The organism is Fibrobacter sp. (assembly GCA_012523595.1).
Taxonomy (GTDB): domain Bacteria; phylum Fibrobacterota; class Chitinivibrionia; order Chitinivibrionales; family Chitinispirillaceae; genus JAAYIG01.
Window position 1 is genome coordinate 12,916 of the sequence record JAAYIG010000222.1, and the last position, 13,781, is coordinate 26,696.

Sequence of the window (13,781 nt, forward strand, 5' to 3'; positions counted from 1 at the left end):
GGGTGTGATCAAAATGGAGTAATTATGTGGAAAAAAGATGTGCGGAAGGGGGGACTCGAACCCCCACAGGCTTGCACCCACTAGGTCCTGAACCTAGCGCGTCTACCAGTTCCACCACTTCCGCAAAGAGCAAACAGCTAAATATATAATCTTTTCTCTTTTCATCAAAGAAGAATCTTTTAGTGGAACCGGCGAATTGAAAGATCAGCTCAGGTACGTATGATGCTCCTGCTGGACAATAGCCTTAAAAATGTTACTGTAGTCATTTGCAAACTGATCGAAAGGAATCGGCTTTTTGCTTGTGATCTCTTCCACCAGAGCAGTAACTCTCTCGTTTATTCCGGAACGCTGCATTGCATAAAGCTCAAGCATCCCCTCCACCAGCCATCCAGGCGTACCCAGACTCTCCATGATATGTCTGGCAGTTTCCTGAGGGATATTGATATAACCGATATGACTTCCCACAGCCTCCGTCAGAATGTCCGCAACATCATCCATCGAAAGTGCAAAGGGCCCGGTAAGCTCGTAGGTGTTGCCGAAATGCTCCTTCCCTGCCAGAACCACCTCCGATGCCACAGCGGCAACATCACGCACATCGATATAGCTGACTTTAGCACCATTCATGGGGATATAGATAAGCCCTCCTGATGGCTGAATGAAGCGCAGGAAATTCTGCATATAGATGTTAGAACGCAGGACAGTGAAAGCCACAGAACTTGCCTCCAGATACTTCTCCACCCTCCTGTGCCATCTGCTGAACTGTGTACCCGGTACCTGATCCGCACCCATGATCGACAGATACACAATATGACTCACTCCAAAAAGTGAGGCGTGATCGATCATGCGTTTTGCATACTCGACCTGCTCTCTGGCATAAGGAGTAACCAGAAACAGAGTCTCAATTTCCTGAAGAGCACGGTCGATTGTAGCAAAATCTTCATACTCAAGTTTCGCCAGTTCCACTCCGGTCATCTTTACCAAATCGGATTTATCTTCTTTATGAACCCCCGCACGCACATCTTTGCCGCTCCGCACCAGGTTTCTTATAAGGACCCGCCCTACAGAACCTGTAGCGCCGGAGATAAGAATTTTAGCAGCCATAAAAACCTCCCTGAATCTTTCTCTCTGAAGACAAAGGGTCTCATAAAAACTACGCCCTCAGAAGGGGGCATATTGGAGCGGAATGGATGATTAAGAGATATGTTTCAGGCTGCAAGTCTCCCACGGATCTCTTCTGCATAGTCACGGGCAAAATCGATGAATTGAATCGGTTCCGCACGGGCAACCACCTCCTCGGCAGAACTGATAAGAGATGCCTGTCCCGATGAGAGCAGTTTGAGGTATTCAAGAATCATCCCGACCCTCTCACGGGGATAGATTTTCCTGAAATTCTCTGCGGCAGTACTTTCCGGCACATCGACATAGCCTACCTTTACCCCGCTTACCTCTGAGAGCCTTGAGGCAACCTGATGCATGGAGAGAGCTTCTTTACCGGTGAGATTATAGGTTTTGTAGTAGTGATGAGCTCCAGGGAGAAAGATATCTGCAGCCACAATCGCCACATCCCTGGCATCGATAAGACTCACCTTCGCCTCACCCATGGGCAGATAGATCATGCCGGTAGAGGGCTCAATGAGAGAAAGGAAACTCTGCATGAGACAGTTCGGACGCAGGATAGTATAGGGTATCGATGAGTTACGGATAAGGTCTTCGGCCTGACGATGAAGTTTTATGAGGGGGCCTCCACAGGAGGGATTTTCGCCCCCCAGAAGCGAAACATAAACTACCTGCTTGATTGAGAAATCACGCGCCACTTCCATCGATGATTTAACATTAGAGAAGAGATTCTCATTTTCAGGGGTAAGAAGAAAAAGGGCGCTTACCTGGTTAAATGCCCTCTCTATGGAGAGTTTGTCGCTGAAATCAAACGGTACTCTCTCCACAACAGTGCTGTAGTCGCCGGAATGGAGTCGCTGAGGATTATGACAAGCTGCGCGGCACTTAACCCCCATCTGTCCCAGCCGTTCAACAAGGAAATTACCGACAGTTTTATCGGCTCCCATAATGAGGATCTTCTGCATATTGCTCCTTCTTTTCAGGCACTCCTGGTCACATCGTGCAGGTTATTTCTTTCTGGTGGTAGGGAGGGAATATCGTTGATTTTGGGGATGTCTCTCAGAGAGAGTGAAAGATCGTACTCTTTAAGAAACACATCCTCACAGTCTGCAAGTGAGTATCGGACATGGTCGGGAATTTCGGAACCCACAAGATAGCTTCTTACCGGTTTTCCCTGGGCCAGGTGACGACGAACCCAGTTGCGGTATTTCAAGATCTGCCCGCTGGAGGCATCATGGAAATTGTCCCCCTCAACTTTCACCACTACAAAGGTCCCGTTCTTATCCAGAGCCAGGATATCCACGGGACCGAAATCTGAGGGATAACCCACACCGTCATTACCGAACACATCGACATAAAGCTCGAGTCCCTCTTCTATGAGGTACAGATGTTTTGCGAGATAGGCGCGAAGCTGCCTTGCCTCCAGGTACCCTCCGCCTACACTAAGGGGTTCCTTACGGTCGGATGCAGCCTTTTTCACCTCCCGTACAAAGAGCACCCCCTTTTCATCCTGGGCTATCTCCCACTCCCCATGGATACGGGGATCGTACATCTCGAGCTTGCCGGTTGCAGGACGGAAGAGAAAATCGTAGATGTCACAGCAGCGCCTGGGAGTGCTGTTTTCCTTGTAGTGGACACGGGACTGATGATTCACGGTACAGATTATGATCTGGTTGAGAATCGTATTGACATTTACACCCGGATAATGCTCAAGAACCCAGTCCCGAACCGCCAGATTCGTTGTCCTGTTCCCATGAACCTCCACAGCCTCTTTTATCATCTGCCAAACCAAGGGCTTCGGCTGATTTTCCATCTGTTTAACCCCTTTCCTGCCAGATTCAACTAAGCCCCTCAATCGGAAAGACTCAAGAGAGAGGGCTCCTTGAGAGCAGAAACTTGCAAATAGCAGGCCACGAGTGTTGACTCAGGATAGAGTGTGGCAGACATTTTGCTTTATAAAAAGAGTATGAGTACACAGGAAGAAATTATCCTCAATAAGCAGATCTATATAAAGAGCTCTCCTGAAAACATCTATAAAACCTGGCGGGACTTCTCCAATCTTCCCAAAATTCTCGACTTTCTGGATACGGTGATGTTGCTTGATGAAAGAAATTCCAGATGGGCAGCAATTATAGGAGAGGAAAAAGAGAGGCTGGTCTGGGATATAGAGATCACCGATGACCAGGAGAACCGGTTGATAGAGTGGCACTCCGGCAATAATCCCGATATCTTTCATCGGGGACAGATAAATCTCTCCAACCACCAGGATAAAGGAACACTGCTGAGACTCGAGCTTCATTTCTTCTTTCCCCTCCGTGATGACAGCAGGGAAAACCTTCTCGAGGATGGCTTTGAGGAGAGAATTGAGGAAAATCTAAGAAGATTGAAACTGGCTCTGGAGGCAGGCCGCCCCCCAGGAGGAGTAAAGGAGGGGCAGGAGAGCCTCCCGGAGGGTCTGCCTCTATCGGAGAGCCCAAGTCAGGAGTTTCTCAACACCGACAGCACTAAAAAGCATCCCCCCCACAGCACTTTCAATACCTCTGCCCCGGAGGTCTGATTAACGGCCTGCAATAGCACTGTTGGATTCCTGAGAAACAAGCTCCAGACGGTCCACATCGAAGCCCTGACGACGCGCAGAATCCACCAGCATATCGAATTCAGCCTGTTTCATCTCCGGAGACCTGCTCAGTATCCAGAGAAACTTGTCTGAATCAGTGGTGATAAGAGCATACCTGTAATTATCTCTGTCAAGATCAATTACCCGGTAGTCAATAGAGAAAACAAACATCTTTATCTTCATCTCCCCCGCATTCTCCGGATCCTTCACCCTGACCTCACCCTTGACCGTGGTCTTCCTGCCGCCTCGTGAACCCTTATAACCACTGGTAATCAGCACATATTTGCCATCTCTGGTTCGCTTAAGGGTTGACGTGACCTCAACCATACCTTTCTGGTGTTTGTTAGGAAGCCGGGCGATCTCATACCAGGTACCCTCAAATTGCCTTAGATCAACCCCATCTACAACTTCTCCCCTCTCCTCCGCCCACACCAGAGCGGTGACAAACAGGAAGAGAAGAAAAACACTGCGTCTTTTAACCATCCGCACCTCCTTGAAAAAGAAATGAGAATGAAATTACGCCTGTGTGAAATAATTATTCAATTTTGATTGGCCTGTTTGGATGATAAATATGATTTGAGGATTCCGATACCCGTCGCAAGGGCAGAGTAACAGTTCCAGGGATGGCATATCTTTACAAACCAAAAACTTCTATATACTTGTCCCAGATAAGATCCTGGAAACAGTCGGCATACTGCTCGGCAAACTTCTCACCCCTCGATGCTTCCCGCATTCTTCTGCTGGTGATACGGTCGTAATGATGCCCCAGTTCGTGAAGGAAAATGTGAAGAAGTTGAAAAGCCTTGACAGAAAGGAGATTGAACCTGCAGAGATAAAACATCCCCTGCTTTACACACTGCACTCCCAGACGGAAGAAAACTGTTTTGTGCTCCAGATAATAATCCACCGGAACCTCCCGCCACATGTCACTCTCCCAGGCACTGATAGCCAGTACCTTTCCTGTGTACCATCCGTCACACCCATGCTCACCTCTTGCCAGAATTATCTCATTGAGATCCTGAAACAGAACAGGCCATCCGGGAAGAATCTCTATGAAGGAGCGAAGATCTTTTTTGGTGATGAAATGACGAAAGCCCTTGCCCGGAGGTTCCCTGCTGATAACCGGGAGAAGTGTATCACTGCTCCCGGACCGGGCATGGTTAACCCTCTTTTCTCTGTCGCAGGATTTGGGATTTCTGGAGTATAAAAGCTTCTTTCGCATTTAAGCGAAAAGAAGCAAAAAGCAGACCAGGAGAAATCAAACAGTTCTGTATCTGCACTCTGTCTCAGGCGCCATTTATCCTGATTTTTTCCAGATCCAGAAGAGATTCGCTCTCCTTGCCTGATAGAATTTTTCCCATCAGAAAAACTGCAGCTATGAAGGCAGAGATCGCCAGCACCAGACGAAAAAAAACTGACATGATAAAGTACCTCCTTTTTTGAGGAAGCTTATAATGCTTTTCCATAGTTGTCAAGCAGATTTGAATGAAAAGTCTACTTTTATACAATCTTGTTTTCCCGTTCTCATTTCATTCTCCACATCTATGCCAACTATGTTTTATATTTTTTATCAATCGTTTTACCTGAAAAGCCTATGAAAAAAACTCTCCTGTTTCTTATCTGTCTTGCTGCAGTCTGTACTGAAGCCGGTGTAGGTGAATCTTCAGTTATAACACTTATCTTTCCCTTCGGAGCGCGTTCCTGCGGCATGGGAGAGACCGGAACTGCACTGGCCGATGATGAATCCGCTCTGTTTTTTAACCCGGCAGGATTGGCAATTCAGAACAGGCGATGGCAGGGAGGAGCTCTCAGCCAGTCCTATGGACCGATTCTTCCAGAACTTAAACAACTCGATTTGTGGCACCTGACTTTCTCCTCCTGTTACCAACCTTCAAATGTGAATATCGGAGGTTTTGGCGCATTCTGGAACTATATCAACATGGGAGAAAACACCATAACTGATCACCTGGGAAACATAAGGGACATAGTTAATAGCTGGGAAGCAGTATGGGCTATGGGCTGGGGATTCAATTTCAAGGAATTTGGGGATACCTCCCACAACTACGGAGTAACCTTCAAATATTTATTTTCCGCTCTGGCCCCTGGATATGGTCCTAACGGTGAAGGAACCGCATCCGGATTCTGCTTTGATCTGGGATATCTCTATATAAGCAGGTTTGGTTTAAGGTTCGGATTTACCCTTATGAACATGGGCCCCAATGTTTTCTATGTTGACCATGACAACCCTGATCCCCTGCCCTTCACTGTCAACCTGGCAGCAGGCTATAAAAAGCAGATACTGAAACGCCTTGTAGATCTGGCCTGTGAACTGCGCCTGGATAAGGAACTGGTGGTTAACAATGGTGACAAACCTGAACCGTTCTGGAAAGCGATGCACACTGACTGGGGAGACGAAAACGCTTCCTACGAATTTCAGGATATTAATATTCATCTGGGCTGGGAAGTGGGGTTGATGAACACCGGTTTTTACAGATGTGGTTTAATGCTGGATTTTGCCGGAGAACGGTATGAGTTTACCCAGGGATTTGGAATAAATATTATGGATCATCTGCGGTGCGATTTCTACTATATTCATGCCCCGATATACTACATGAGAGACTTCGCGCAGCGCTTTAAGAGAGAAAGTGTGGGAGCAACCGGCGTGCGACACAGACAGTGGAGATTAAGTTTTACCCTTACAGGTCTTGCAAATTGGAGTGAAAACAACCGGCAGTGGTGGAAAACCTCAGAATAGAATACACTTCAGCAACCACACTCCTCTTCACCTCCGCTTCAGGCACGATATTTGCACCATCTATCATTGGCCGGTATGTCTTTTTTCCCGGCCTTTAAATATCCATGGGAGGTAGTAATGAAATACGTGCAGAAAATCATTGAAACTCATCCTCAAGGCATAAAAGAGCCAAAAAAAGAGGTGCTTATAAACTGCATTCAGTCTCTCTTTAACTGCGGCCAGACCTGTGTAACCTGTTCAGATGCCTGTCTGGGGGAGAGAGAGCCGGAGAAATTCAGGGCAGTTATAAGAGCAACCGCAGACTGTGCAGATATCTGCCTGACAACAGGGAAAGTCCTTTCCCGTTTAAACGATCCTGATTTCACCACAATAAAGTCACAGGTCAATGCCTGCATCGATTCTCTGAAAAGATGCGGCACACTATGTAACGAACACAGGATGCACCATGAGCACTGCGGTGTGTGCGCTGATGTCTGCCGGGAGTGCGAAAACTATTGTTCAGAATATTTGAAGATGCTCTCCTGAGACCATTATGAGGCATGTTCTTCCAGAACGGAGAACATGCCGTTAATTTTTACATATCGTAAACAAAACCGAGAGTGCTGAAAGTGTAAATCGGTTGGCTTTTAATTAGTACTCAGCGCCAACAAATTAACCCATCTTTTGGGATTTCTTCTTAACTTTGCGTCTTCCCTCTGCGTTCTCTGCATTTACTTCCTATCCTGCCCCTCATCCTTCTTCTGATAAATCCCGCACCGGATAGAAACCCCAGAAATGATAGCGCATACACTGCCAATGGCACCCTGGCCAGTTTCATCTGTATACTTCTGTCTCTTGCGCCTTCACCAAACCGGCCTCTTGTACCAGGATCGATATCAAGAGGAGCAAAGAGATTATTTGGTTTTTCCGGATCACTTAAACCATCATGCTGCTGTGCCTCGCAGGCGGTCTTTGCAAGGTAGAAATCCAGCAGTGATGGAAAAAACCTGTTCATCCATACTGCCAGCAAAGAGTTATTCCCCAGAATAAGATCTCTCCTTCTGTGATGAGCAACCCAGTAGATATTCTCTGATATGAGTTCCGGTTCAAATACAGGCGGCAGAGGCCTGGGCATCCGGGGCATGTTGTTTTTACACCAGTTGAACTGTGGTGTGTTTACAGCCGGAAGATATATCTCTGTAATCTCCACTTTGCTTCCCTGATGAATCAATTCGCAGCAAAGAGACTCTGTAAACCCGTGGATTGCGTGTTTTGCCCCGCAGTAAGCTGCCTGAAGCGGGATCGATCTGAATGCCAGAGCGCTTCCAACCTGCACAATTTTCCCCCTGTTACGGGGAGCCATCCTCTTTAAGGCACACCGGGTGCCATACACAACTCCCAGATACGTAACCTCTGTGACCCGACGGAATTCAGAAGGTGTGATATCTTTAAACTCACCAAAAACAGTGGTCATCGCGTTGTTTATCCAGATATCAATATCTCCACAGCTTTTCTCGATAAGAACAGATGCCTCCTCAAGCTGTTCCGCATCTGAAACATCGGCCGCAGCAATAACAGCCTCTCCACCAGCTCTTTCAATCTCTCTGGCAGTACTCTCCAATCCCTTTCTCCCCCGTGCAATTATCCCTATTTTTGCCCCCCTCCTGGCAAAGGCAATTGCAGTTGCCCTCCCTATCCCGGCAGAAGCCCCGGTTATCACCACCACTTCAGACATACTTTTTTATCCCTGGTTTATGTTCTGGTAAAGGGAGAAACCGCTCCCATTTAACCGGTCCACAGTTAAGTATTTCCGTATAGAGGTCTGCAACAACCATGCCTCAGGACAGGTTAAGCGGTTATAAGTATCTCCCGCAGTAACTGCATGATGTAATTTTCAGTGTCAATACTAACATTTTCCTTACTGCCGCAAGGAGATCTCTCTGATGAGAAAGTTGATGAAATTTTTTCTTTTTGTCTCCAGTCTTATCCTTTTCTTTTTGTTCTTCAACTGCTCACAGAAACTCTCCCCGGTAGAAAGTGGTATCCAGACCGGTACTCTTCACTTCGGAAATCAGACCGAGCCCCAGGATCTCGATCCACATATAACCACCGGTGTACCGGAGTTCCATATCCTGGGATCACTCTTTGAAGGGCTGGTAAATTTAGACCCCAAAGACCTCTCCCCTCTTCCGGGAGCGGCACGATCCTGGGAAGTATCCGATGACGGGCTTACGTATACTTTTCATTTAAGAAACGGCGCACGCTGGTCCAACGGCGATCCCCTGAAAGCATCAGACTTTGTTTTCTCTTTTCAGCGAATTCTCTCCCCTGCCCTGGGAGCAGAGTATGCCTATATGCTTTACAGCATTAAAAATGCCCGGGATTTTCACACCTCACAAATCTCCGACTTCTCCCTTGTCGGTGCAAAAGCATCAGATGATTCCACCCTGGTAATAGAGCTTGATAAACCCACCCCCTATTTTCTCTCCCTCACTGCACATCACTCCTTTTTTCCGGTTAATCCGTCAATTATTCTCAAACATGGAAAAATCGACACCAGAGGAACCCCATGGACCAGACCGAGCAATCTGGTGGGCAATGGCCCCTTTAAGTTGACATCATGGGAGATAAACAAGATCGTATCCGTGGAAAAAAATCCCCTGTACTGGGACAGTTCCAGGGTGTCTCTCAACACGATTCATTTCTATCCCATCGAAAACAACATGACAGAGGAAAGAGCGTTCCGTACAGGACAGCTCCATATCACCGCCAATCTTCCTCCGCAGAAAATCTCCTGGTACAGGGAAAACCGTCCTGAAGTACTGCGAATAGATCCGTACCTGGGTACCTATTACTACCTTGTAAACGTAAACAGGAAGCCGCTCGATAATGTAAATGTCAGGCGCGCGCTTTCTCTGGCAATAGACAGAAAAGCTATTACGGAAAACCTCCTCAAAGGAGGACAAAATCCGGCCACATGTTTTACACCTCCTGAGGCCGGGGGTGGGTACAGATGCGATTCCATGGTGATGTTTGACACTACAGAGGCAAAAAGGCTTCTTGCGGAGGCAGGCTATGGCCCAGGCAATCCTCTTCCGCTAATCTCTCTTTTGTATAACACATCTGAAACTCATCACATGACTGCGCAGGCAATCCAGCAGATGTGGAAAAAATATCTTGGTATCGATGTCACACTCGTGAATCAGGAATGGAAAGTTTACCTCTCATCGACTCATGGGAAAAACTACGATATAGCACGCATGGGATGGGTTGGTGATTATGATGACCCCAACTCTTTTCTTGATATGTGGATTACTGATGGCGGGAACAACCGTACAGGATGGTCCAATGCTGCATACGACAGTCTTATCGAGCTTGCCTCCCGGACTGCGGACAAGGATTCCAGATTTGCATTCTTCAGGGAGGCAGAAAAGATCCTCCTCTCCGAGCTTCCGGTCATCCCCCTCTATTTTTATACCAATGTCTACCTCCTGCATCCGTCAGTCAAAGGATGGGATCCGAACCTGCTTAACATCCACAACCTCAAATTCATAAGCCTCAAATAGCATGATCAAATTCATTCTGCGCAGAATCTTTCTCCAGACACTCCCTGCTCTCTTTCTGACAGTGACTGTCGCTTTCTTTCTTATCCGTCTTGCGCCGGGAGGACCCTTTTCATCCGAGAAAAACATCTCCCCTGAGGTAATCAAACAGCTAAACTCCCATTACGGCCTGGATAAGCCTTTACTGATACAGTATTTTGACTACCTTAAAAATATCTGCAGAGGAGATCTTGGTCCCTCGTTTAAATATCCGGGACGAACTGTTGCGGAGCTTATCGCCGAGGGATTTCCGGTTTCTGTGGAACTTGGCACCTATGCGCTTCTCTTTTCACTTCTGGCTGGAATCCTTGCCGGCCTCCTCGCGGCTTCCAAACCAGGATCCGCAAGAGACTTCGTCTCGATGATTCTCAGCACAAGCGGTATCTGCATTCCCTCCTTTGTACTTGGCCCTTTACTTGTGCTTCTGTTCGGATTGAAACTGGGTCTTGTAAATGTCTCCGGATGGAACAGCATGTCAGATCGCCTGCTGCCATCATTTACCCTCGGGATGGTCTATGTGGCATACATCGCCCGTCTTACCAGAGCAGGGCTTCTGGAGACAATGGTTCAGGATTATATCCGCACTGCCAGAGCCAAGGGTATCCCCGAAAGAGTGGTCATGCTAAGGCACGCCCTCCGGGGTGCACTTCTTCCTGTTGTCTCATTTCTGGGTCCCGCAGCAGCAGGCCTTATCACAGGATCGTTCGTTGTGGAGACAATCTTCTCCATCCCGGGTCTGGGTCGATTTTTCATCACTGCAGCCTTCAACCGTGACTACACGATGATAATGGGAACTGTGGTGTTTTATGCCGCAGTGATAATCTTTTTCAATACCATTGTCGATATAACCCTGGCGATTCTTGACCCCAGACTCAGGAGCAGACTCAATGAAAAAACCTGAGAAAGTGGAAACTGTAAACGGAAACTCCCTCTGGAGAGATGCACTCCGCAGGTTTTTGAGAAATAAACCGGCGATGATCGGGTTGATCGTTCTCTCTGTTCTATTGACATTGTGTATACTTGCCCCTCTTATCGCCCCTTACTCTGTCGATGCCCAGGACCTCTCTCTTGGAGCCTCTCCTCCCGGCCGCAGCCATTTTTTAGGCAGCGATATTCTGGGAAGGGATCTTTTCAGCCGCATCCTTTACGGGGGACAAATCTCCTTTGCCGTGGGCCTTTGCGCCACACTGGTATCTGTTCTGATTGGGGTAAGCTGGGGGGCAATCGCAGGATGGGTCGGGGGACGGACAGATGTTGTCATGATGAGAATAGTGGATATAGCTTACGCCTTTCCCTTTACGATTTTTGTAATCATCCTGATGGTCTTTTTTGAGCGCAGCCTGCTTCTTCTCTTTGCCGCAATCGGGGCTGTGGAGTGGCTCACCATGGCCAGGATTGTAAGGGGGCAGGTGATGGCTTTGAAAAACCAGGAGTTTATCGATGCAGCAATCGGGCTTGGACTCTCGAATTTCAGGATTATTACACGTCATATTCTTCCGAATATTACCGGACCGATCATAGTGTATGCCACATTGACCATTCCGGCAGTGATGCTTCTTGAGGCGTTTCTGAGTTTTCTGGGTCTGGGTGTTCAGCCGCCCGCCAGTTCATGGGGAATTCTGATCCGTGAAGGAGCAGAGTCGATGGAGGAGTATCCATGGCTGCTTATCTTTCCCGGTGCAGTACTCTCGGCCACACTTTTCGCACTGAATTTTATCGGGGATGGGCTCCGTGATGCACTTGACCCCCGCTCATCAAAGGAGTAGATGGTGCTGCTCGATGTAAGAAACCTGCGGACATCTTTCAAACTCAGGGGGACTACTCTGAATGCGGTAAACGGTGTCTCTTTTTCCCTGACAAGAGGAGAGACTCTGGGTATAGTTGGCGAGTCCGGGTCAGGGAAAACAGTTCTCTGCCATTCAATAATGGGACTTCTTCAGAAACCTCCGGCACATATAAGCGGTTCCGCCATCTTTGGAACTCTGGATCTTGTATCATGCAGTGACAAAGAGATCCGGAAAGTGAGAGGAGACCGTATAAGCATGATTTTCCAGGATCCCCAGGCAGCATTCAATCCCTACCTGAGGATTTGTGACCAGTTGATCGAGCCGCTGCTTTATCACAGAAAGCTGAGCCGTAAAAGTGCCATGAACCACGCCCTCTCCATGCTTGACAAGACCGGAATCCCCGACCCTTCGTCACGAATCCGCTCTTACCCCCATGAGTTTTCAGGCGGGATGCTCCAGAGAGCGATGATCGCCATGGCTCTTGTAACGCATCCGGAAATTCTTATCGCTGATGAGCCCACGACTGCGCTGGATGTAACAGTACAGATGCAGATTCTTCAACTGCTGAAAGATCTTCAGAAACAGCTTTCGATGTCTGTCATTTTCATAACCCACAATCTGGGAATAGTGGCTGGTTTCTGTGACAGGGTGCTTGTGATGTACGCAGGAAGGATTCTGGAGTCGGCACCAGGTGATGAACTCTTTCTTAACACAGCACATCCCTACACAAAGGCTCTTATCCGCAGTGTGCCCTCTCTGGGAGAGAGCTCCACAGAGCTACTCAGTATCGAGGGAACTCCGCCTGACCTTACAAAAGAGATTATCGGTTGTCCCTTTGCCCAGAGATGTCCCTGCAGGGCGGAAATCTGCACGGAAGGAGACATGGAGCTTTACCCGGCAGGAGATTCCCATTTCACCTCATGTATTCGCTTTCTGAAAGGAGAGATAACGCTGTGACAGGAGAAACTCTTCTTGAGGTGAAAAATCTCACCGTTTCTTTTCCATCAGAGAAAAGAGGCATAAAAACACTGGCCGTAGACAACGTCTCACTCTGTATTTATAAAGGAGAAACACTGGGACTTGTGGGAGAATCCGGCTGTGGAAAGACCACTCTTGGCAGGGCAGTTTGCCTTCTGAGAAAAGCTGACAGAGGCAGCATAATCTTTGACAACAAAGATTTTCTGAAACTCAGGGGAGACAAGCTTAAAAAAGAACGCAGACGGATACAGATGATATTTCAGAACCCGTATTCATCACTCAACCCCCGCATGACCGTTCTGGATATACTTTCCGAGGCACTTGTTGCTGGTAAGGGTATCCCTCCTGTAGAGTGCTCAGAGGCAGCCGCCTCTCTTATGAGACAGACCGGACTGGATCCTGCTGTGATCCGCAAATTTCCCCATGAGTTTTCAGGTGGACAGCGTCAGAGAATCGCCATCGCCAGAGCACTTGCAGCGGGTCCATCGCTTGTTATCGCCGATGAACCTGTGTCCTCACTCGATGTCTCCGTTGCAGCGCAGATTCTTACTCTTCTGCGCAGATTAAGAGAGAGCATGGGTCTTACAATGCTTTTTATCTCTCACGACCTCTCGATTGTCAGGTATATGTCACAGAGAACCGCGGTGATGTTCAAGGGAAGAATTGTGGAGAGCGGGAGCACAGATCTTCTCTTCAGAAACCCTGCGCACCCTTACACAAGGATGCTGCTCGATTCTGTTCCAGTCCCGGATCCGTCAAAGAAAATTCTCTCCAGATTCTCGGTACCGCAGCATTCAACTTCTCTCATGAGTACAGGCGGCTGTCCGTTCCGTCCCAGGTGTTCAATCTCTTTTGAGCGATGTGCTCTTGAAGTGCCGGAACTGGCACCGGTTGGCGATGGTCATCTGTGTGCGTGTTTCAGAGCACATGGAGAGGCTTGATTGTCA

The 13,781-nt window shown here is 48.0% G+C and carries 14 protein-coding genes and 1 tRNA gene; 8 read left to right on the forward strand and 7 right to left on the reverse strand.

Features of this window, described 5'->3' with window-relative positions; genetic code table 11:
* Positions 1 to 40 precede the first annotated feature (40 nt).
* The 4 genes from GX089_15545 to GX089_15560 form a co-directional block, all read right to left on the reverse strand.
* Positions 41 to 124 (reverse strand) — tRNA-Leu (locus GX089_15545).
* 80 nt (positions 125 to 204) lie between these two features.
* Positions 205 to 1,101, reverse strand: a complete 897-nt coding sequence (locus tag GX089_15550) for an SDR family oxidoreductase (protein NLP03908.1) — start codon at positions 1,099 to 1,101, stop codon at positions 205 to 207.
* Between the two features lie 104 nt (positions 1,102 to 1,205).
* Positions 1,206 to 2,081 (reverse strand): NmrA family NAD(P)-binding protein, encoded by an 876-nt coding sequence (locus GX089_15555; protein ID NLP03909.1) that lies wholly within the window; start codon positions 2,079 to 2,081, stop codon positions 1,206 to 1,208.
* 14 nt (positions 2,082 to 2,095) lie between these two features.
* Positions 2,096 to 2,929 (reverse strand): hypothetical protein, encoded by an 834-nt coding sequence (locus GX089_15560; protein ID NLP03910.1) that lies wholly within the window; start codon positions 2,927 to 2,929, stop codon positions 2,096 to 2,098.
* 123 nt (positions 2,930 to 3,052) lie between these two features.
* On the opposite strand from GX089_15560, the gene GX089_15565 reads away from it, so the two are divergent.
* Complete coding sequence (locus GX089_15565; protein ID NLP03911.1) at positions 3,053 to 3,673, forward strand: hypothetical protein; 621 nt, start codon at positions 3,053 to 3,055, stop codon at positions 3,671 to 3,673.
* Here GX089_15565 and GX089_15570 read toward each other — a convergent pair whose 3' ends face one another.
* Positions 3,674 to 4,216 carry a lipocalin family protein gene (locus tag GX089_15570; GenBank protein ID NLP03912.1) on the reverse strand — a complete coding sequence of 181 codons (543 nt, stop codon included), beginning with the start codon at positions 4,214 to 4,216 and terminating at the stop codon, positions 3,674 to 3,676.
* A 151-nt stretch (positions 4,217 to 4,367) separates the two neighbouring features.
* The gene (locus GX089_15575; GenBank protein NLP03913.1) at positions 4,368 to 4,955 is read right to left on the reverse strand and encodes a hypothetical protein; all 588 of its coding nucleotides are present in this window, start codon (positions 4,953 to 4,955) and stop codon (positions 4,368 to 4,370) included.
* A gap of 372 nt (positions 4,956 to 5,327) precedes the next feature.
* Here GX089_15575 and GX089_15580 point away from each other — a divergent pair, with 372 nt between their 5' ends.
* Positions 5,328 to 6,488, forward strand: a complete 1,161-nt coding sequence (locus GX089_15580) for a PorV/PorQ family protein (GenBank protein NLP03914.1) — start codon at positions 5,328 to 5,330, stop codon at positions 6,486 to 6,488.
* A gap of 117 nt (positions 6,489 to 6,605) precedes the next feature.
* A complete protein-coding gene (locus tag GX089_15585) occupies positions 6,606 to 7,013 on the forward strand; it encodes a four-helix bundle copper-binding protein (GenBank protein NLP03915.1) in 408 nt (135 codons plus the stop codon).
* 151 nt (positions 7,014 to 7,164) lie between these two features.
* Here the strand turns inward: GX089_15585 and GX089_15590 are convergent, their stop codons facing one another.
* Positions 7,165 to 8,202: an SDR family oxidoreductase gene (locus tag GX089_15590; GenBank protein ID NLP03916.1), complete on the reverse strand. Its 1,038-nt coding sequence runs from the start codon at positions 8,200 to 8,202 to the stop codon at positions 7,165 to 7,167.
* 208 nt (positions 8,203 to 8,410) lie between these two features.
* Here GX089_15590 and GX089_15595 point away from each other — a divergent pair, with 208 nt between their 5' ends.
* The 5 genes from GX089_15595 to GX089_15615 are packed head-to-tail and all read left to right on the forward strand — an operon-like array spanning position 8,411 to position 13,775.
* A complete protein-coding gene (locus tag GX089_15595) occupies positions 8,411 to 10,033 on the forward strand; it encodes a peptide ABC transporter substrate-binding protein (protein NLP03917.1) in 1,623 nt (540 codons plus the stop codon).
* A 1-nt stretch (position 10,034) separates the two neighbouring features.
* Positions 10,035 to 10,970 (forward strand): ABC transporter permease subunit, encoded by a 936-nt coding sequence (locus tag GX089_15600; protein ID NLP03918.1) that lies wholly within the window; start codon positions 10,035 to 10,037, stop codon positions 10,968 to 10,970.
* On the forward strand, positions 10,957 to 11,835 hold the full coding sequence (locus GX089_15605) for an ABC transporter permease subunit (GenBank protein NLP03919.1): 879 nt from the start codon (positions 10,957 to 10,959) through the stop codon (positions 11,833 to 11,835). The genes GX089_15600 and GX089_15605 overlap by 14 nt, the downstream gene beginning before the upstream one ends.
* Complete coding sequence (locus tag GX089_15610; GenBank protein ID NLP03920.1) at positions 11,836 to 12,813, forward strand: ABC transporter ATP-binding protein; 978 nt, start codon at positions 11,836 to 11,838, stop codon at positions 12,811 to 12,813.
* Complete coding sequence (locus GX089_15615; protein ID NLP03921.1) at positions 12,777 to 13,775, forward strand: ABC transporter ATP-binding protein; 999 nt, start codon at positions 12,777 to 12,779, stop codon at positions 13,773 to 13,775. Before GX089_15610 ends, GX089_15615 begins: the two co-directional genes overlap by 37 nt.
* Positions 13,776 to 13,781: the final 6 nt, after the last annotated feature.

Excerpts from the sequence above, each read along its gene's own strand:
- GX089_15550 (NLP03908.1), bottom strand. The coding sequence starts at position 1,101 with ATGGCTGCTAAAATTCTTATCTCCGGCGCTACAGGTTCTGTAGGGCGG.
- GX089_15555 (NLP03909.1), bottom strand. The coding sequence starts at position 2,081 with ATGCAGAAGATCCTCATTATGGGAGCCGATAAAACTGTCGGTAATTTC.
- GX089_15560 (NLP03910.1), bottom strand. The coding sequence starts at position 2,929 with ATGGAAAATCAGCCGAAGCCCTTGGTTTGGCAGATGATAAAAGAGGCT.
- GX089_15570 (NLP03912.1), bottom strand. The coding sequence starts at position 4,216 with ATGGTTAAAAGACGCAGTGTTTTTCTTCTCTTCCTGTTTGTCACCGCT.
- GX089_15575 (NLP03913.1), bottom strand. The coding sequence starts at position 4,955 with ATGCGAAAGAAGCTTTTATACTCCAGAAATCCCAAATCCTGCGACAGA.
- GX089_15580 (NLP03914.1), top strand. The coding sequence starts at position 5,328 with ATGAAAAAAACTCTCCTGTTTCTTATCTGTCTTGCTGCAGTCTGTACT.
- GX089_15585 (NLP03915.1), top strand. The coding sequence starts at position 6,606 with ATGAAATACGTGCAGAAAATCATTGAAACTCATCCTCAAGGCATAAAA.
- GX089_15590 (NLP03916.1), bottom strand. The coding sequence starts at position 8,202 with ATGTCTGAAGTGGTGGTGATAACCGGGGCTTCTGCCGGGATAGGGAGG.
- GX089_15595 (NLP03917.1), top strand. The coding sequence starts at position 8,411 with ATGAGAAAGTTGATGAAATTTTTTCTTTTTGTCTCCAGTCTTATCCTT.
- GX089_15600 (NLP03918.1), top strand. The coding sequence starts at position 10,035 with ATGATCAAATTCATTCTGCGCAGAATCTTTCTCCAGACACTCCCTGCT.
- GX089_15605 (NLP03919.1), top strand. The coding sequence starts at position 10,957 with ATGAAAAAACCTGAGAAAGTGGAAACTGTAAACGGAAACTCCCTCTGG.
- GX089_15610 (NLP03920.1), top strand. The coding sequence starts at position 11,836 with ATGGTGCTGCTCGATGTAAGAAACCTGCGGACATCTTTCAAACTCAGG.
- GX089_15615 (NLP03921.1), top strand. The coding sequence starts at position 12,777 with ATGTATTCGCTTTCTGAAAGGAGAGATAACGCTGTGACAGGAGAAACT.